General features: G+C 55.5%; 7 protein-coding genes and 2 pseudogenes. All 9 read right to left on the bottom strand.

The features are described from left to right. Positions 1-113: 113 nt before the first annotated feature. Positions 114-365, bottom strand: a pseudogene (locus ACR0EK_RS06560) (IS6 family transposase); the annotation flags it as partial. Positions 366-379: 14 nt separating this feature from the next. After that, positions 380-595: pseudogene (locus tag ACR0EK_RS06555) on the bottom strand (DDE-type integrase/transposase/recombinase); the annotation flags it as partial. Between the two features lie 122 nt (positions 596-717). Next, positions 718-1,275, bottom strand: a complete 558-nt coding sequence (locus ACR0EK_RS06550; RefSeq protein WP_480967679.1) for a hypothetical protein — start codon at positions 1,273-1,275, stop codon at positions 718-720. A 69-nt stretch (positions 1,276-1,344) separates the two neighbouring features. Further along, complete coding sequence (locus tag ACR0EK_RS06545; RefSeq protein ID WP_480967678.1) at positions 1,345-2,031, bottom strand: hypothetical protein; 687 nt, start codon at positions 2,029-2,031, stop codon at positions 1,345-1,347. 140 nt (positions 2,032-2,171) lie between these two features. Continuing rightward, entirely contained in the window at positions 2,172-2,837 is a 666-nt protein-coding gene (locus tag ACR0EK_RS06540; RefSeq protein WP_480967677.1) for a L,D-transpeptidase, read from the bottom strand. 239 nt (positions 2,838-3,076) lie between these two features. After that, the gene (locus ACR0EK_RS06535; protein ID WP_480967676.1) at positions 3,077-3,385 is read right to left on the bottom strand and encodes a hypothetical protein; all 309 of its coding nucleotides are present in this window, start codon (positions 3,383-3,385) and stop codon (positions 3,077-3,079) included. 11 nt (positions 3,386-3,396) lie between these two features. Next, positions 3,397-9,363: a hypothetical protein gene (locus tag ACR0EK_RS06530; protein WP_480967675.1), complete on the bottom strand. Its 5,967-nt coding sequence runs from the start codon at positions 9,361-9,363 to the stop codon at positions 3,397-3,399. Next, positions 9,363-19,244, bottom strand: a complete 9,882-nt coding sequence (locus tag ACR0EK_RS06525; RefSeq protein WP_480967674.1) for a hypothetical protein — start codon at positions 19,242-19,244, stop codon at positions 9,363-9,365. Before ACR0EK_RS06525 ends, ACR0EK_RS06530 begins: the two co-directional genes overlap by 1 nt. 157 nt (positions 19,245-19,401) lie before the next feature. Beyond that, positions 19,402-21,195, bottom strand: a complete 1,794-nt coding sequence (locus ACR0EK_RS06520; protein ID WP_480967673.1) for an ABC transporter substrate-binding protein — start codon at positions 21,193-21,195, stop codon at positions 19,402-19,404. Positions 21,196-21,351 lie beyond the last annotated feature (156 nt).

Below are 21,351 nucleotides of genomic sequence, written 5' to 3'. Positions count from 1 at the left end.
ACCTGCCGTAACTTCGAGACAATCTCTTCGGGCTTCGGTCGCTTGTTTGCCATTCGTGGTCCTCCGTTTCCTAAACATAGCGGTGGACCAGTTCAGTTGGGGAGGCTCAATGAACCATTCACCTTGATGTAAGTTTCGTCCATCCGCCAGGAGCGGTCACACGGTCCCTTGCGCCTGCGCGCGACTTCGGCGATTGCACTAGCGTATTTTGTCACCCACCGGTTCAGCGTCGTGTGATCTACCGCAACGCCACGCTCAGACATGATTTCTTCTAGATCACGATACGACACGCCATATCGGGCGTAGAAGAATACAGCAAAGAGGATCACATCCTTGGGGTATTGCGCGCCTTTGAAGGAGATCATGAGCCGGCTTTCGACTAGTTGGGACTGAAAGCCATCCACATGCTAATCTCAAGCGCGTCAACAGCCAAAACTTTGCAACAGATCCCCTTTCGGATCATGTGCGACATCTCGATGCCAGCAAGTGTTGCTGCAGCTGAGGCAAAGCTCTTGAAACCGAGCATCGGGCGAGTTCGCCTTTTGATGAAACGATGGTCTTGTTCTACGATGTTGTTCAGATATTTCCGCCTGACCATCTCGATCGGGATGGGGCAGCCAAAACCCGCAAGCATCTTGTTGATTGCCTCAACGCAGATCAAACAGAATAACCACAAGATGAAGGGGCTCGCCTAGCAATTGTTCCGGACAACTTAGCCTAAGTCGAAACCACTAGAGCTTCACCAAGCAGAGTGAGCAGCATGGAAAGTTCAGACGACGCTCTCATGAGGCCCATGAGATCATCTGGTCTTTCCTCGCGGTTTTGAATGCGTGTCGCAGCGTCTTTGGCTGCAACTGCTCGCTGCTCCATTGCCAGCAAGATGTCCTTGACTTCTTCTGGTGGACTGTCGAACAGATGTTGCATTGTATCGAGGCCAGGGGTGCTCGGGTCCAATTTCATTCCATCAAAGGCCGAGCTTTCACGCAAGCTCTGCAAACGCCCTGCCGCTGCACCGTACTGTTGGATAACGCCTCCCAACTGCTCCCTGGCAGCGTCGGAATTATTCGCCAGCGCGTTGGAAATAACCAAATTTGCGTTGCAAGCACCCTCAGCAATTTCTTTCGACGCCTCCGGCAATTGCTTGTCCGGATCATAGGGCTCGAGATTAAGTTTGCCCACACTGTCCAAACCGGCCTGACTTGACCCAGCGACAAGCGCGAGCAGCGCTGCAAAGATGAGCGTTCGAAGAGTGCCACGATGGATTTCTTTAGCCATAGTATCTTGTACCTCCTCAATTGGTGTTCTTTGGCTTCAAGCCCTTCGGTTTATTCTTGGGTTGAATTCCTACCGAGCCCAGTCACCCGCAGCTAAAGCCCGTTCGCACATCGCTTTGAAGGATTTGAACAAATCTTCTGCCCGGTCGTGGTAATTGGCCGCGTCCATCGGCTTACAAAGTGCTGATACAGTTGTAGTCCAATCGCTACCAACAATGATTCCGGCACTATTCAGCAGGTCAAGCAACTGTACCTGTGTGTCGAGATCTTCGGCATAAATCTCTGCCATTGCGCTAAGTCTCGCACGCTCGACCGGGTCTTCGGTTTTAGCGGCATTTGCCGACGCGATGCGAGAGTCCACAATCCGCCCTGAGATAGTCGAAAGCACTTCGTAATTACTGCGCGCTGACATGGCGTCTTCAGAAGCTTCCATCGACAGAAAGGCCACAATAGCTGCTGCCGCAGCAGCCACTGCAGTGATGCCGGTCAGGAAAGATGCCCCGAGCCCGGTTGTCAACTTACCAACCGCTTCCTCGACCCTAGCAAGTCCAGCCGCAAGGGGGTTCTGGCGCTGATTGAGTCCGCGCGCGGCAATAACCTTTTCAAGCGCTGCTCGGTCAAACGTCACCGTCGCCGGGCTCCCGTTTGTTTCAGCAACTTCATTCCGGTCAATGTCAAAATCTCTGACCGTTTCTTCTATCTGTTCGAGGCTATAAGGAAGCTCGGAAGCAGCCGCCGTCGCCGTAATTCGTGGCATAATCTCAAATCCTAACTGCATAACTAAATTTCTTATCAACGATCAAAGTGTGCGGCGGATCGTCTTTAAAGTCAAAGTTAAGCGGTGATGGTTCTGAAGGTGTAGACGCCCCGGTTGGCGTCTACACCTTCAAAGCCATCTCAAGGCAGTATGACATCTCCAGGATCTAAAATGGCATCAATCCCTGGAGGTGGGTCACTCTCGTCATCACCCGCACCTTCGGACACCGGGTTTCCGACAATAACCAAGGTTTTCACCACTTCACATCGGTTGAATACCGGGTTGTCCCCGGCTCTGCGAATAACCTCAAAGATTTCTCGCATATTGGCCTCCGAAACCCGAAGACACCCATGCGTGACACGCAGTTTCCCATCGCGCATCGCGCCAGAATGGATCAACAAACCCGTGCGTCCATTTTGTTTAGCTGTAAGAGCTTCACCGCCAATTGGATCAAGGACCAGCGCCCCTGCTCCTCCATAGCTGTGTTGTGAATAAATCGTCCCATCCCCAGTGGATATTGCTCTCGGGACAGCATATTCTCCTTCCGGGGTGTCACCATAAGGCAAGGTGGGTTGCCGGGTCGGATTACCTTCTGCAGCGGCCCTTTGGTTGTCTGATTTTCCCACCACGTCCACATCTGATAGCAGCAATTGTCCAGACGTGGTACTGACACTCAAAGTTCCGGTTTCCGTTCGATCCAAAGGCAAGTTCACCTTGATGATCAACTCATTTTGCTGTGCAAACGCGCGAGCACCGAACAGGCCTGCCAACATCGCTAAAATTGAAGATCTTCGTGTTAGTGTCATAACACCACCATTTTGTCGGTTGACTTTTGAAGCTACTCTAAGTCGCCCAAAGCAAATGCCACAAAGAACGTCAGGCCTGATTTAACTCGACCGCGGCATTTGTTAACGGCGGCTACCATTAGCAGCTCCTCTGGGTAACTTGCGAGCCGGAAATACTCGATTTCTTCCACCAGCAATTTCAGTTCCCCTTCAAGGCGTCGATTTTGTCGCCCCAAGCGAATATGAACGATCCCAGCAATTTACTTGCTATCGAGCACCCAGGTGAAGTCGACGGCGGTTTCGTGTTGCCTGCCGGTCCCGATGTCGCCCTTATTCGATGCTCCCGTTAACCCATCCAGCACAGCCACAACCGTGCTTCCTGTCTTTGGCACCAAGGTCGTGCCGATTGTGGGGATCACGTGATGGTCGTATTTGCCGAGTTTGGTCTTGAAAAGACGCGCCGCAGCGGGGCCGCCCACCGTCCAGGTATCATTGTCAGTATCCAAAGTGAGCCCAAAGTTCTTGGGCGAACCCGACTTCGCTGTACATAAAACCGTCCAGAATGCCATGATGAACTCTCCTATTCCGTCAACAATCCAACCATCTTTTTCAGATCCAGCCGCGTCGAGAACCGCGGCCCCGTTTTTTGCCAATACTCTTTTTTGAAATCCTCGAGCCGCTTCCTCGTCAGCGGTTCCTCGTCAAATTCTGCTGGCAAAAAATACTCGACCTCTTCAACCAGAAGGTTCAGATCGGACGACACAAGCGACATTGGAACCTCGGTGCGCCATACTCCTTGCCCAAATGGATCGACTTCAGCGTTTACCTCAATACTGAAAGATCCATCTGCGCCGAGCGGCACCGTGTCACGTGTTGCGACCCCTGCCGGGCTTTTACCCTCTGTAAACGCAGTGATCCGCATGACGGGGGCGATGCGACTGGCTTCACGTTGTTTTTCTGCATATTTTTCAATGCCTTCACCTTCGATTGCGCGCCCTTTTGACGCCGGACCCGTAACCGTCAAAACCGCTGTGTCGCCTCCAGGGGTAACGGCCAGTTCGACCTTCCGCTCCGGCAGAGTTTGCGCCCATTGCGTCACCGGTTGTGAGCATCTCAGATCGGGGCGTGTATGCGGCTGGTAGCGAACCAACCCGAACCGTACAAAGGGATCGGACGATTTTCCGGGCTGCAACAAGACGTCGGCGTACCATTCTTCGCGTTCCGGATCGAAACGCGGACGATAAGTAACAAGGGCGACCGACAGAGGCGGTGTGGCCTCCTCATCAACTTCCCCCGGCAAAGTGTTTTCCGTCTTGGCAAGGGGCATCTCGGCATGCGGTACGAATTCCGCCCGACCTGCAGTCCCTTCTGGCAGCCAAAGGTCCGAAAAGGTTTCCTTGGAAAGAAACACCTGCGTTTCATCGGCAAACGGTGTCTCACCCCGGCGCACAGGGTCGCCACCCCGCCGGGTAACAAATGCACCCCCCGGTCCAAGATCTTCGTCCGAGAATTGCGGGAGGTCCGCGATGCGTGTCGGCGATTCCGCCTGCCCGGGCTTGCCGAGCTCGCTCACTGCCGCAAAGCCACCTGGGTTCACGACAGGACCACATGCATCGCGGTCGCGCAATGGCACTCGATTGATCGCCAGCCACGCTTTGTCGGCGAGCATCTGGTCAGGCGGCCAAAGTACGACGCCTAGACGCTCATCCTCGCCGCTTGAATACCAGCCGCGCCCAAGAGGAATGCGCGTGCGTGCGCGTCGCACTGATGTCAGAATGACCTGGTCACCACGTCTTTCCAGCTTCTGCTCAGTCTCGAAGACAGGCACGGGTGCGCGCGCGTCCGGCACCGCTGGCCGTAATGTAGCGGGTAGGATGACCTCGACCACGTTACTCAGGCGACGCATCGCCGCTGGGCTAAGGGGTTCTGACGGGATAAGCTCACCATTTTCATAGACGACACCGGAACCGCCCGCCCAAGGATCGCCTCTTTTCATCTCGCGTGCTGCGGATTTCATCTCTTCCGCTGTCCGTGCCATGCCGTTGACCCAAACCTGCATTCGCCGCGCCTTGCCGTCGGGGAACGCGTGCCGTCGAGAGGTCACGCCTTCATCATGTGCCCGGCCGGTAACACTATTGTCCCCGAAGGCTTCCAGGAAGTAATCGTCCAGCAGAAAGTCCGATGCCCCTGACGTTTCCGGATAGGGCAAACCGTCAATTCGAAGCAGCGATACGGTTGCCTTCGGCAGTTCCGTTGTTCCATCGCGGTTCACCTTGAACCCAAAGATATCGGACGCCTTGCGGAAGGCGCCTGTATCACTGCCGGTCTGTTTGGGCCATGTACCAGCAATTCGATGAGCAAGGCTGCGCCCGCGTCTGAGATCATCGAAACGGTCCGCATCCGGCGACACGGTTCGCGCCATGATCTCAAGTGTGTCGATCCGCTCGCGATTTATCCTCACAGCGCCTTTCATCGCAAATAGTGTCGAACCCTCTGAAATGGCCTTCTGGTCTGAATAGTTGAATATCGGCTCGCCGAGCTCCGCTGGGCGGACTGCGCGCAGAACCGCCTGATCCTCGGGCACTATGCAAGCCGGATCGGGAAACGGTTCCTGGTTTTTGTCCAGAGCACGGATTTTAGGTTTGTTTGCCCTGGCGGGTACATTGACCGCGTGCGTCGCCGCAAGCGTACGCATCCCGGAAATCTCGGCAACCGGGTGCTCCAGCATGAACTTGTGAAGCGCATCGGCTACCGCGCGCAAGAACCCAGTGTCGGGCGTATGCGTGCCCTGGAGACCGATATACTTCACGCCGGTATTTGCCCCGCAGTTCAACGTTTCGGCCAGATAGGCGGCGAAGGCATCCGGTAGACCGGTTCGATCCACTGCATCAGCAACCTCAGCCGCTGTCGCCGGACGCCCGAAACGGGTCAATCTTGCAGCCAGTGACTGTACCGCTGCAAAATCATGGGCAAGGCGCCAGCCCGACGGAACATACCAGCATTCAATATCAAACTGGTCCCCCGGTTCGAGATGAAGCTCGACGTTATGTGCCTGCACACGTTTGTGTTCATCGACAATGATGTCTTGCGTGGATCTAGTATTCAGAAATCGGACACCATCATTTTTGATGATTTGCTCTTGTTGGGGTGCTACGCCACCGGATCGCGTACTACGATTGCGCAAGGTGAAAAGAACATTTGTTGCATTGGGATAGACGGATCCCACATCAATTTGGATGGGTTTTCCTGGCAAGATCGCCCGTGTTTTGTCATCGCTGGCGCGACGTGCCCGGATAATCAGCTTGTCCGCCGCTGGATCGGGATAATAGGTGTAAATCTTGGTCTGCGTTCCTCTTATGCGCTTGAACACCAGATCAGAAAGCGACTCGCCCTGCCGTGTTTCGCGCTCGTTCGCAGTGGCGACAATTTTCCTCGAAACCAGATGCGCCTCGCCGTTGAACCCGGGTCTCGTTCGCGTTTTGACTGCCGGAAAACCCAATTCGTTGTCGTAAACCAGCAGCCGGTGTGCGCCTTTCGGCGGACCATCCTCCGTACAATCGTCGAAGACCGCCTTGCTGCTTCGGGGCCCAACAAGGTGGCGCGCCGCCAATGCCTGGGGCAGGTTTGGCACCATCAGAATGCGTTGAGCAATCGTCGGCAGCGCCCGCGATGTATCTCGATCGTCTTCACTTTCACCGTTCTTCAGATCGGGAGTACGCCATGACCTGACAACCATCTTGCCAGCATGCTCATACCCCATCGGGCCATTTTTTCTTTTCGAGTGCCCCTCGGGGAGCATCACCGAGGGAGCGCCGATCCGAGATTGCCGCAGCGCGCGGAAATAGGGCTTGGCCGGTCCCTCGTTGTCTTTGCCCTTCGCTAATAGCGCCGACGGATAATAGAGCCTTTCGCGAATCCCTACATTATCGGATGCGTTGTTTGTCGGTATAGGGTCCGGCAGCAACGCACCGGGAGCCAGCGAATGACCACCCGCGTAAGCTACCGACATGGCAATGCGATAGGGCAATCCGTTTCTGAGGGGGAACACCTTGTAGCGCGAGGATCCCGTCGGCACGCGGTTGATCCGACCAAACGGCATGATGTCTTCCATATCCTGACTTTGGCCGCGTACCGCCGTGCAGTCCACACCGCCAGGCGACCCGTCCCAGATACCCACGGTTTCGTCAACGATGGTTTCAATATTTTCGCCTGTGTCATTCGGATCAGGGGCCTTCAAATCGCGTGTTGGCAATGCCTGAAATGCACTTTCCAAAGCGATACGCGGGTCGCTGCCGTTCTTTCCCACCGCGCTGCGCAGCACCCGCTCAATCGTCGGCCCGCCTTTGCCTGAGCCACCGTATTTCACAGAACGAGCCGTTAGCGGTCGCCAGTTGGTTTGCCAGGCCGACCCGGTGTTGCCCCCCTTCGGCATTCCGATCATCAGGCGGAACCCGAGGCTTAGGTCTTCGGCGTCGTGAATCACATATGTGCTCCCGTCGCCGCCGCATTCTTTGACGCAGCTTCCATTGACGCCGCATTTGGCATCGACCGCAGCAAGCCGCCGGATAGCATCGGACTGCGCGGATCGGCACAAAAGCGCAAGACCCAACGACTGGAAATCCGGTCCCGTTTCAACGCTCTCACGTTGAATAGCCTTCGTCGTCCTACTGTCCTCGCTTCCCACGCCGTCGGTCTGCATCGCGCGCAACCGCTGATCTTCAGCCTCAAGTGCCGCGCGAACATCCATCGTCGTCAGTTCATAGCGCGGGGCAACACCGACGCGGTCCCCATCCTTGAACACTCCCTCATTGTCGGCCCCCATAACGCACAGGCCGTCAAATTGACCGATGCAATGTTGGCTTTCCGGTGGCAGTTCGCCTTGGGCCTTATCTGCCAATAGGTACTCGGCCATGGTCACAGGCCAGCCGAACGGGTCCCCGTCAGCACCGGTCCTTAACTTGGTCAGCGACCAGGGCCTCGGCAACCCAGTGGCAGAGTCGCTCAATTCGGCCGAAAGGATGCCATAACGTGCATTGGCAGGCAGTTTTTCGATCTCAAGATAGACGTCAGCTGCCAATCCAAAGGCACGCGCCAGTGTGGGATTTCCTTCGATGCTGAAATACGCCTGGGCTGCACAGTCCAGAAGACCTTGTTCAGGAGCAATTTCTTCGCGAATACCGGTTTCGGTATGCTGCGGCCAATGCCCGTATTCAGAAGCGTCAGTTGCCCGCTGAATCTGTTCGGTCTGTGCTGCGTCCCGCTCAAGCTCACCTTCGTCATAGGCTCGGTACCGACACACGACGGTCGCTTTACCATTTGCAAGCGACGTCTTGGCCAATTCAAAGTTTTCGACGGCATCCTCTCGTTGGTCCATGAGTTTATCGGTCGATAGCGTTTTATGCCGCTTGACCTTCGTGGCTCTCCGAACTTCTCCAAAGTTGCCCTTGCGGGCTTCACTCAACTCTTGGGCAAACAAATCACGATACTTTTTGAGCGAATGAGACGCCTTCGTATCGGCCAAATCGATCTTCTTTTCTTCGTCCAACGCGGCCTCAAGGGTCGCATTGGCGTATTTCCACAGAACGACCCGATCGAACGCGCGGGTTTGTTTGTTTTCCTCGCTCTCACCGTCGGAATCTTCCGATACCGGAAACGAGCCTTGCATTTTGGGCGGTTCAGGCACGGTCACCTGCGTCGCTGCAAACCCGGTGAACTGCCCAATATAGGCAAACTGTTTTTCAACAGTATCTAGGCTCTGAAATTCAGCCTCGGCGCCAATAGCCGCGCCGGTTTTTTCCTCCACCATGACGTCTTCGAAAGGCGAGTCCGGCAAGGAAGGCAACTCTTTCTCTCCACCCAACGCCTTCTTGATCGACCCAATAAGAGCGTTTGTGCGCCGCTGGTCCAGTGCGATCGCAGTGTCTGCGTAGGGCACCGACAAAATGGAATCGACGGTTCGCGTATCTTTTGCCGGGCCTTTCACAAGTTGGCCTGACTTGCCAAAGTTGTCGTCTTCGAGCGGCGTGGCTGTAGGGTCACCGTCGATCTTACCAACCTTCGAGCGGTCGCCGTCTAGGCTGTTGCGGATGCAAACCAAAAGTGCGTTCCAGACCTGCGTCTTTTGGGTATCCGTAACCTTGGTACCCTGCCAGAATTCAGGGATCAGCGCCTTCTTCCAGTACCCTGTCAAGGCAGCTGCCTGACCCTCAAAAACGTCGGGGAAATCTTTCTCTGCGCCAAGCTGCGCGGATGTGAACGTGATTTCGGTGCCGTTGTCTGGACCGACACACTCGCCACTATCATCACCATGGGCCACAAGTCGAAACTTCAGCTTTTCACCGCTGAAAATTCCGGACACATTCGCCGGCCAATTCGACAAACGCAGTTGCGACGTCCCAGATGGATCGGGGATTGGCGAAAACAAAAGTGAGGCCCTCAATTCCAGCTTGCCATTTTTCAGACGCCGGATCCCTGCCGGTACAAGCCGCAAATAGGGGACAATCGGCGTTTCCGGATCATTCCCGTTCAAGTCGAAATTCAGCGCCATCAGATGTAGTCCTCCGGCAAAGTGATGTCAGTGAAATATGTATTGTAGGTTGCGCAGTCCTCGCTTTGGCAAACCGCGTCGACCTTGATCCGCGCATCCTTCAAGGTGCGCTGCGAACGACTGTCCTCACGCTGTAGGAAAGCAAAGCGGCGAAGGCCTTCCGGCCCCATGATGTTTGCCTGGCTTTGGCCGTTGAACCCTTTTTCTTCCTGCTTCCAGATGTCGACGCTGTACTCAAAATCAGCAAGGCCCATCGAGAACGAGAAGCTGAATGTGGCCTGACCCGACATGTTGCCATCTACCATGCCAAGATTGACCAAAAGCGAGGCCGCGAAATGGAAGATCCAGATTGATGCTGATCCGCCTGCAAAGAAGGTCATCGAAATTTCGGTGACCTTCATTTGGCCCATTTTGAACTGCCGGACATACACGCCCGACATCAAGCGACCCTTCCCTGATAGCGGACCAAATGCGAAAACGGCAGAGCCACCGAACTCAAACAGCGCTTCAAATCCAATAATCCCGCTTCCAGGTGTGGCTAATATGGCGAAAAAGCCCGACCCACCGTAGGGAGCGTAGGTCAGCGTGAAAGGGCTGGCGCGGCTTGAAAGGCTTGCACGGAACACAGCTTCTTGGTCCGAGAACGGCAAAACCGCCGATGTCTCTAGCCCGACGTTGGAGAAGGCCAAAGCGCCAACCGAGAAATCACCAAGTTGCAACCGGTATCCTGCTTCGACCCCCGGTTGAGAGGGGTCAAAGCGAACGAACGCGCCCGACCCTTCCTTGGGCGATAGGAAGGATTGCAGGTCTTCAAGGAAATCGAGCTCGGGCCCGATTTCATAGTCAAGATACTCGATATCAAAGCGTGGCTTCTGCTCTGATTTCGATTCGAACCGTGCCGAGGCGAATTTAAGCGTGAGCGCGTCGAACATGTCGCCCACCAGTTTGATATCAAAAGGCCCGAGTGTCCCGACCGACGCATAGTCGATGCTGGCGGACCCATCATCGAGGTTCAGCGCGACATTGATGTTCATTGCTACGTTCAATGCGGTGCCGGGCCCCGGCGTGAAAATCCCGCGCGTCGCCGAAGCAACTTCGCTGCCCAGTTCGATATCGAAATCGTAGCCCATACGGATGCTGGTCGGAACAAGCGACAGCAGGTAATCTTCGAACTCTTCACGTAATCGGTTGAAGTCGATCGCGCGGAAAAACTCGCCCTTCAATACGTCTTCGATTACATCCTGCAGGTTGAGCAGAATACGAACCGGTGTAGCCTCCCCGTTGACCCACTCCGTGACGAAAGCGCTGAGAAAGACAAAGCGCTGTGGGTCCGTCAGGGGGCCATGCGGGCCAGGTGCCTCGTTGATTGGTGTGTCTTGCGCAACCGTCGAAAGCCACGCGACATCGCCCGCCAGTTGGTCGTCCTTAGGTCCCGCATGATCATCGTTGCCGGTTGATTTGAACGGCACATAAACCGGCCGGGATTGGTCATTTCCTGGTCTTGCGGCGTTCGGTGAAATGAAAATCTTGCCTTTCACCTCATCGAGGAACGGAATGCCGCCCAATTGCTCACCCAAGGCGTCGCGGCCGTTCTTAAGTCTTTGGTACAAATCCGCCAGCGTATCGTCTGCCGCCTCAAGAAGCTGCAACGCATATGGATCAAGCACCACCATTACGCCGTCGCGCGGCCCCTTTTCGGCAATCGGTCGTAAAACGGATGCCACGGGTGAGAGAGTTTGGGCGACGCCGCGAACGCCATCGGCCACGCGCGACAACGCGCTATCGGGCGCGCCGATGTAATCCAGACCACTCTCATTGCCGATCTTGATGTCGGCCAATGCATCGATTGTCGGAAACTCGGGCGGGTCGGTTGGCGGGCAATATTTGTCGCGCAATTCGATGATCCGCACGACGTCGTCCCCAATCGCGCTGATCTGACGCAAAAGCCGCTCGGTATCAACGTTCTTGGAAAGGAAATCCGCAATCTGTTCTGAATAATTTCCAGATTGCTGCAAAGTGCTCAGCAGGTCTTGAAACCGGTCGAGGTGAACCTGCAAATCGTCAAGAACTGCCGCGTAACTGCAGACGGTCTTGGCGTATTGCGTCAGCATTTCTGTTATCTGAGCACCCGCATCGCGGATCTCCTCGAAGTACCCTTTGACCTCGTCAGCCACATCCGACAAACCGGCATCGACCGTGATCATGTTGTCTTCGGCCACAGTTCCCAGCCCGAGATCCTCAATGAACGGTTTCAAACCAACCACAATCGGGATGCCGCGCCAGCATCCGCTATCGTCCTGAAGCATTTGGACAATCTCGACAAAGAAGCTGTTGATCCGTTTCAACACGCGTTCGCGTGCATCCAGGAACGCTTCAAAGTCGCGCGGCAAATTAGCCAGAGCCTTTATCTGATCGAATGCCTCTTGGACGTCCTCAAAGTCATCCATAGCGCAGAAGTCGATGCTTGACGCAGCCTTCAGATCCCGTGCCAGCGTATTCAATCGCGCTGTATCGGCCTGAATATCGCAATAAACGGCCTCACTGCGCGCTCGGATCAAACCCAGGCATCTGCTGGCTTCATCCATGTCTCGAAGGGCCGCGTTGATGCGCCGCAATGCTTCCTGGTGTTTAGGCGTCGCAGGCGGCAGATCCCTTAACTCATTGCGCAAATCTATCAGCTTTGGCTTAGCCTCCTGATCGAGAACCCCGCGCAACTCATGTGCACTGGTTGCAAAGCGCAGTGCCTCGGTACACAGACTGACATCCTCGGCAGGAAGGGCGATCGTCCCATCGGCAAGATTATCATAGATCTCATAGCTGAGAGGGCAACTCGGAAGCGTTGAGCTTTCCAGGCAAAGAGCGCCCCCCTCAGCCACCGCGCTCAGTTCGGACATGAACGTTCGGGCGACCTCCCATGTCGGGCAGAAATATGCCTTGAAGGATTCGAGATTGATATTAGTAGTCGGCAGACTTATCGGTGATCCGATCTGTTTCAGGAACCCCCTGACCGCGGAAAGGAACCGACCGACATCAATGTCCGGTATCAGCGACGCCTGCACCTCTCCGATCGCTCCAAGCAAACGTCCAAGAGGGTCGAATAGCCGCGATAGATCGGGTAGGAAATCGCTCCAGAAATCCGTCGGACTGGCCACAAGCCGCGGCAGAAACTTCAATAGATCAATCCGGAATTGCCGTAACTCGATCGGCTGCAGAGAGCCAACCTTGTCAGAGCCATCAGGGAAGGCGATGATCAGACAAACAATGTAATGATTGCGGATCCTTTCGCCGACTGTACCCTGATTCAGAACCTCAGATCCCGCATCACCAACCGATATCTCGTCTAAGGCGCTGGACACGTCATCAATGATGCGTTCGACATCCGCCTCAAGCGCGCCACCCAATCCCCAGCCGGAGGATGCAGCTTTGATCTCATCTAAACGGTCCTTCAAGTCCTGCGTGAGTGCTTCGGCTGCTCCAGTCTTGTAGGCCACGTCCAATTGGACATGTTTGTCGCGAATGCAGGACAAATAGCCACTTAAATTGTCCGGGGTCAGAGGGCATTCCTGTGGCGGTTCAACGGGTTCATAGCTCAGAAACTGCCCAACCAAAGCGTCCAGATTTGGCACCTGGCCTGTCGACAAAACCTCGGTTGCGGTGAAAGCGACAAAAGCCTCAACTGTTTTCTTGACCAGCTCTTCGCTAGGTAACAGCAAGTCAAGGCATTCCAACAGAGTGTCATCTTTGTCCGGATCGAAAGTACCATCGCTTGCATACCAATAGGACCCGCGCGGCAAGGCAATCATCTCGCGACGACGATGCAGGCCGGTCCCGGCGATTAACTCTGGAAGTTCGGCCAGAAGATAGTCCTCAATAAGGGCTTTACGGGCTTTTTCCAGGCTGTTTTCAAGCTCAAATTCAAGCTTAAGCTCATCCAGCAAGGCCGCCAGCACATCGATACGTCCAGACAGGGCACCTTGGAACAGACCTAGCAGTTGACCGAATTGCGCACTAAAGGCAGCTTCGATCCGCTCGCCCGGGTTCGCGGCGGCGCGCTGTATTTCGGTCAGGAAACGTTGCCCCGCTGTGTAGCAGACACTCAACTCGAAACCGAATTCTATTGGGTCGGTGGTGGCCTCGGCACGTGTCAGAGCCTGGGAAAGATTGGTCAGCGCCTTGTCCAGTTCCGGGAACACATCGCGGATCTGAATCGAGGAACCGACGCCGACCTGAGATTGCGCGACCCGAATGGTTTCTTCGATCCGGTCCCACCCGCTGCGCACCTCGCGTGCACCCGCAGCCAGAGGCGAGATGACTTCCTCACGAACAGTATTTGCAATGTCCGTTGCGCCCTCCGCAACATTTGCTCCGAATTCCTGAGCTTCTGACAGAGCGGGCAACCCTTCGCCCGGAGAAGACAGCGCCTGATCCTTGATCAGTTCGATCAAATCCCGCATTTTCACGATGCCCAGTATTTTGGCATCTCCGCTAAAGAAGTTGCGATAGATTGCACGGACCTTGTCGATCAGTTCCTGGGTTTTTTGATCGCTGGCTTGGGAAACGCTCGCAACCTCACCAGCGCTCACACCAAGTGTTTTGTATGCCTCTTCGTCGAATGCAAAAAGTGACGACATTCCATAAAGGATGTCGTTGTCGTGTCTGGGCAGTTGCATGTCGACGTTTTCAGTCAACGTCATCAGGCCTTTTTTGCGAGACAATGCAACGACATGACCGGAGGGCCGATAAACCCCACCCGACTGATCACCCTTCTGACCCATGTCCAACCGACGTTGATCGCGGACCGCTAGGAAGATTTCATTAGGGTTGAGCGTGTCCAGCGGTTCTGCCACTGCGCTTTCAGAGGGTTCCAACCCGTGAAGAACATATCGCGCATCAAAGTGCACACGCACAGGCCCCAACGGTCTTGCCGCAAGACGCTCAGCCTGAGTCAGCCGGATTCGTGCTGTTTCAATCGCGGGATAGAACGGTGGCTGATCGGCCCCGGTCCGAATTGGACCAAAGACGAAATCATGGTTCAAAACGCTCAGCTTTTCGCGCAGATTGATTTCGGCGGCCATGCTGGGACCATCAACTTCCCGTGTCACATCACCGTAGCCATCCGGCCCGCCGGTTGCCCGCAAGGTCCAGTGATAAGTCTGGAACGTCGCGCTTCCGGCTTCCAATTCCGGCGCATAGCGACGGTTCTCACCCCGGAAATTGATCGTCCGTAGATGCCGAACGGGATTCAGCTGTTTCAACTCCCTGAGCCGCTCCTGCCCCTCTGTCAATTGCTCTACGTCATTGTCCGGCGAAGGTATGCCAGCGCCCGACACGCCGGGCATATCCGTATCTCTGTTGTAGTAATCAATCAGTTCGCGCAACGTGTCCTGATCGTTCACGGCCGTGTTGTCGACGAAAATCAATGGCAGGTCCGTCTTGACACCGTCAATTTCCAGTTCGAAACGGATATTGCCTTCGGCTGCCTGTACGAAACGCGGCCAAAAGGCCAGCCCTGTTGCAGACGCGGTATCGATCCGGCCATTTGCGGCAACACGCGTTTCAGATACAGCAGCACGCGCTGGCGACTGAGGATCCACGATATCCGGTGTCGTCGTCGTCAGCACCCGAAGCCGGTCCACCGGGAACCGCCGGCCCGCATGTGGGTGTTTGATACCAGGATAACTTCGCTCGGGGTTGGCGACGCGAATGAACATCCGCTGGCGCAAAGTGGCCGTGATCGCACCGGTGCCCTGTTCGATCAGGAACGTACGTTCGGTGACCTGAACAAGCGACGCACGGATACCCAGAGGAAACAGGTAGCCCTTGAAAACGATCTCCGTGTGGATGTCGCGCCCAAGATTTGTCCATTGCTGCCAGCGTTCGATCGCAAGCGCATCGAAAAGCGACTTGTTGTCCAACCAGAACAATGCTCCAGCGGGCGGTTCAAAGCCGGTGTCGTGGCGTAGGATACCACCAAGCGACGATAGCCCCAATTCACTGACGTCCATAGCACGCGGCCGGTACATCGCCGTACCCGGCATAACATCGGTCAACTTGTGGCGCTCATCCGGCTCAAACTGGCTGGCGCGCTCCTGATAATCACCGTTTTCGTTTGTCGCCCCTACGACGGGCAATCCCCAGGCTGAACTCAGCAACACCAGTTCGTGCCGCATATAAGCATCCAACCCGCTTCTAAAGCCAGTGGGCATGCCGCTGCCGGGCGCGTTCAGTTTGAATATCCGACACAGATCGGCAACGATCTTGGGATAGCGTTTACGCACAATTGGATCGCTCAACAAACCTTCGCAGGTGGTCGTTGTATCGTATTTCAACAACGCATCTGCCCGTTTGATTGCGTCCTCGCCGTTCATCAATGGTCGTTGAGTTTCAAGCCGCGACATCAGCCAAGGGGCAACCGGGCCGCGTACGGGTGCTCCATTGCCGGGACTTCGCTGATCATTTGACAAGCTAACCCGTTGCAACAGCGCCTCGGGGCGCAGGTCAGGCGAATGCACCGCACGTAGACCTGGGTCCATGCCGACGTCGTTCTTGCTTGTCAGAAACGACGTCACCCAAAGCCGCGAAGCGCCTTGCTTTTCAGGGACTGCGATACCCGGCACATGGTCGTCATAAACAGACGCTTCAACCTGACCAGGTGTCAGAACAATCGCATCCTGATGCGGTGAGAGTGTCAACCGCGACGGGATTTCGATTGCGGTCTCAAGTGGGGTCGGAGGAACCAGGGATACCGCCACTTCTGCAAGTCGCCGCGCGGCCGTTACACCAGGCCCAGACGTGAATCCCAGATGGTCCAGCATTGCGCCTGGCCGCCGATCGGGAACCCTCGGGTGGCGCGTGTCGATCAAGCCCAACCGTCCGCCGTCATAAACTGTTTCCGCACGCGCGGTCACGGCCAACTCATAATCCTTGAAATTCGTCAGTTCCCCAAGGCTGAACTCCAAAACCTTGCGCGGGAAACGTGCACCGGCATCTTCATCAAGGTCGAGATCTTCTCTGAACCGGATCTCTGCCTCATCTATCCCATCGGGGCAATTGATCCGGAACGCAAGCCGAGACGGCTTAGCCAGACGACCACGCAGTGGCCCGACGCCATCATCCCGCCCACGCAGCTCGCTTGGAAACAGTGCTTCGACGGCCTCAGAACGCCTTTTCAGAATATCGCGTCGGCCTGCTTCAACCCAAACAGGGCCAGCGCCACGGCTGGCCTCGAAAAATTCGATCTCCGCGGGTTCAAGGCTTTTTGCAGCTCGAACATTGATTGAATTCGGATCGAAGTAGGATGCAATCATCACTTCGCGATAGAATGTTCGGAAGAGTTGATAAGTTGGAATCGCGCTCTCAAGACGGCGCTCTTGACGAAGTGCGGCCTGCATGTTGTCCGGCGGTGTCGCACTACTATGGCGCGCTACAGCCGTGAACATATCAGCGGCAAGACCCTTCAGGATGTCATCGAAGTTAGCCTCGTGGACAAGGCGCACGGCCTGCATCGCATCGGCATCCAATGCAAAAGGCCCTATGTAGATGTGCTGGTCCTTGGGCAGTTTGGATGTTTTGCCCAGCTTTTCGAGAGCCTTCTTCGCGGTGCTATTGCGGCCCGGGCCTTCGACAAAATCTTTCAGTTCCCGGCGTTTTCGAAGGGCGAAGGCCTGATCCTCAGGCGGCGGGTTTGGTACCCAGCATTTCAGCTTATAAAGCGCATCGCGAAGTGCCACACGCCCATCCTCATCCAGCAGCGCCAACGCTTCGACAACATGCACACGGTTGTTCGCATCTAGCGTGATACCGTCCTCAGTGACGGCGAAGTCAGGCTGATCCTTGATCCCGTCTTCCATCCCGTCATAGTCACTAAGAATCGCATCAGCCTCGTAGAGAAACTGCCTACGGACTGAGCCGTCCATCCTCTTGATCTCAAATCCAACCGGAATTTTCACATCTGCCATCGGTGGTGGATTTGGCAGAAAACGTGCTTCTTCGAACAGGTGCTGCCCAGGGTATTCGACCACGACGACGGGCCGTGTGTCATGAGGTGTCAAATGACCCGTCGCATCCGGTCGTGTGCTCAGATCGCACAGCGCATTCAGCTTGATGACCACGGCTTTCTCGCGGCTGAACGACAATGCAAGATCGGAAAACCGGAAAGCCAGCGATACCAGATCGTGTGACCTGCTGGCCCTCAACGTGGCGCGAGACAGATCAAATCGCGCCATTTCACCTGCGGCCGGTGCAGAAAGATCAATGTAGCTTCCCAAAGGTGGCGAGGCCAACCCATCATTTTCATAGAAAAACCGCAGTTCCGAAGGCTCAAAGAAAAGACGACTGAAGTCAGCTTCGCGAAGCTCGACACCCGATTCCAGCATGGCGACGCGGGCGTCGATCCAGCGTGTCACAGGCGCGCTACGTGTCCCTGCACCGTTACGCGCCCAACTGAAAAGCGCTTTGACCGGCCAGCCCACACGCTCGGGGAAATCCGGGTGACGCTCTGCCAGGACCTTTTGTTTTTCCGGTGTCACGGCGGTTGCCACGATCTTGCCAACGACCGTTTCCATCGAAATTGGTGCAAATGCGTTTTCGGAATCGCCGTTGTCGCGATAACCATAGCTGCCCTGAAAACTGATTGTGCCTGCTCGGTCACTATAGTTCGTACCGTTCAACGATACGGGCGCTTCGACACGCTCCAAGATTGCGCCATAGAGCCGGGGAAACGGTCCGGTCGCACTGCCCGTGCCTGTTCCAGACAGGTTTAGATTGGTGAACGCGCCGGATAAGACAGCTTCGGCCCGCACCCGTCCTGTGGGTTGGTCCTCCTTGCCTCGCAGCCGCTGCATCCGCAGCTTTACGGTTCTATCTTCACCCTCTGGCCCTGGAAGGCGGCTAACCGACAATCCCGGCCCGTTCCGCCCGCCGATGCGATATGTTCGTTCGGGTGCATTCTCTTCGGGTCGACAGATGCCGAGCAGCGGGGTTTCTCCATCTGCATCGCCTTCGCCGCCGCTCTGAGGTGGTTGCCAGTACGCTTCCAGCGATGTAATCGCGTCGCGCCCACCAAACACTGTGAACGGCTCGGTCGAACTGTCATTGACCGGCTCGACTGTCCACTTGCCGTCGCGATCAAAGCGAACCCACACCTTTCGCCGACTTTGGCCGGGGCCAAGCCCCAATAGTCCGTTGAACATCAACTTGTAGGTGTTCGTTACCGACCTCGCCGTCGTATCGCGCGCCAAGGCTCTTTCGCCGGAACCAAATTGCCGTAAGTCAAGCGACGCCCGGGCTGAGCCTGGCTTACCGTTTGGCGTTTCATCCTCAAGTGTAAACTTGTGGGTAACCGTAGTGCTGGCTGCAGTGCTCCAAACACCGTCCTGCAAGGCTATGCCGTAGAAAAAGAACGGTTGAGCCCGTTGTTTCTTGCGTGTCAGGCGATAGAATTTGAATGTCAGTTCACGGTCGCGCACCCTGCCATAACCGACATTGGACAGACGCAATTCGTGATTGTGACCGTCCACGGGTTTGTAGGTGACAACAGTGTCCGGGCCAAAGGTTTCGGGTCGCAACCGCCAAACCGCCTCGCGTCTTTCGACCCTGTCTTGCCTGGTCTCGCGGCGCAGGCTCCGCGCTTCAGCCCCTTCCGGCTCCGAAAGCGCCTCTTTCCGTGTCCCTACAACAGCGACAACTGTCAGATAGCGCCCAAATTCATCATCGCTCCAGACAAATTCAAGCGCCAGATCGTCTTTCTCATCGGCCTCCTCTGCGAGCGCTCCCGAAGCTGTAGCTGCAATTGCCGCAGCGCTGCCAATGAACTCGCGGCGGTTTATAAGAAAGTCATCATTAGCCGCGGGTAATTCTTCGTCTTCATCAAATGGAACCATGCTCTCCCTCAAAAGCTTGGTTCACAGATCAGTTAATCTGAACGCGCGTTTGCCTGCCCAAATGGCCGGATAATGTTCGTTTCAAATGCACTTACTGCGAAAAATTCATACAACATAATCACCAAGTTGATGTATCGAAATGCGTTCTGTCAAGAAATTACTGACGCGCCGATCGCACCGTAGGCCAAACCCGCTGCATGTTCTGCGACTGCAATTCAGGCGCATATCCATCGGCAAGACCGGCCCATGTCAAAGCCCCCATCGGCACGATCCACTGCTCTTGCACAACGGGCGTCATAGGAATGTCCGACATAGCGTGACCATAAGCCTCGACGACAAATCCTTCATGCTCGGAGCTAAGCGTAGATTTGCTCGCGGCTGCTTCTAGCGCGTCGGAAAAAGCTTCGGCCGCTGCTCCCGACCATTGAACGTCGCCGTTTTGCAAATACGCAAGATGTGGAACAACAGAAACGACATCATCGCAAGATGGTGCCGCCAGATAAGCGGAAAACTCGCCCCGCTTCATTCGATTAGAAATGTGTTCCGGTGCTTCGCTATCAACCTTTGAAAAGATACCAGCCCGGCAAAGCTGCCGACTGATCGTGCGTGCGGCCAGAATCGTGCGTGGTCCCCTCTCGTTCACCAAAATGGGAAACTCCAGAATTTCCGGTGTACCGCCGAAACTGCATTGGTAGAGCGGAATTTGCTCCATCCCGTAAAACCCGCCACACACCGGCATTTCGGCATCACGACAGGTGGCAAGCGGCACGTCCTCACATGACTGATCCCCGGCTGCGCACTGCAACGCACTGACACAAGACTGGTTCCCACCCACAGGGATTTCGACACACCCGGCATCCTCAAGTATCGCTTGGGCCGCAGCAATGTCACCCGCCACAGGTGCAGTCAGTCCGCGCAAGGCCGCCGCAAGGCTCAGGTTTTTTGGATGCGTCCGAAACAGGTGACCAGAGGCCAGGTTAGGATCTGTAAAAAGGGAATGTGCCACTGCCTGCCGGTGGGTCGCCTGATGCACGGCAAGACGCACTGCAAGCGGTACCGGTGAGGCTTCTCCGAGATCGAATTCAAGGGTAAGAGGACATGCTCCTGTCGCACTTTCTACCGGCTCGGCCATCGACCACAAAAAGAGATCTGGGCGGGCAGCAACGACACCGTGAAATGCCGCGCGACTGATCGGCGCGGACGCATCCAACGCTCCGCTGGCAAGGTGCGTCAGGCGCTCTTCTTCCGTGCCCACCGGAACCCAACTCAGACGTTTAGGGCGGCTGAGGTTGACACGATGCCAACGCAGGTTTCGCATCCAGACCGTCTTTTCCCCGGGTGCGAGCTTATATGGTCCAGTACCGATTGGAGACGGGTTGTCGAAATCAACAGGGTCCACAGCGCTCCAGACATGTTCAGGCACAATCGAAAAGGAACCTCCGTCCGACGCTGCGAAAGCCTCGAGGATCAGGTTGGGGTCGGGCTTGTTCAGTATCAATTTGACGGAATACAGATTTACCCACTCAACCTCCTTAATAGAATGGCGCAGCCGTTTTGCATACTTCCCGTCAAGATCAGTGTTTGAAATCGCCGTTTGGATGCTAAACACCACGTCGTAAGCATCAAACCGTCGATTGTCAGACCAACGTACCCCGCGTTTCAACTTAATCGTTATGGCATCCCCTGCAGGGGAATACTCATAACTATCGGCCAACCAAGGGGCGACAGTACGACTCTCGGCCTGCCACATGAATAGCGGCTCCAACATTGCCTGGTATGCGCCACGATTGAAGTCGGCCCCCGTACGGAACCAATTGAAATGGCTATGTGTTGCCGCCGGCGCCTCGATCACCAGCGTATCGGAACGTTCCTCAGCATTGAGTTCGAGTGCATTTGCCGTGCTAAAGGTGACGGTCAGAATAAGTATCGAAAAAAAATTGCGAAACTGCATGGCTTCTCCCACCACTTACGTCAGAATCGTAGCTTACAAATAAGGATCTGCCAATTCTGGTATTTTCTATGGCGCTCAGCACGCCGCCAACGATCCAAATTTTTCGGGCGGCAATTCTCAAAGATCAAGAAGGATATGGGGCTTTGTTGCAAAGTT

It is taken from the genome of Ruegeria sp. AE4, from assembly GCF_056542185.1.
The sequence above is the reverse complement of the archived record's forward strand: the minus strand, read 5'-3'. Positions and strand labels throughout refer to the sequence as shown.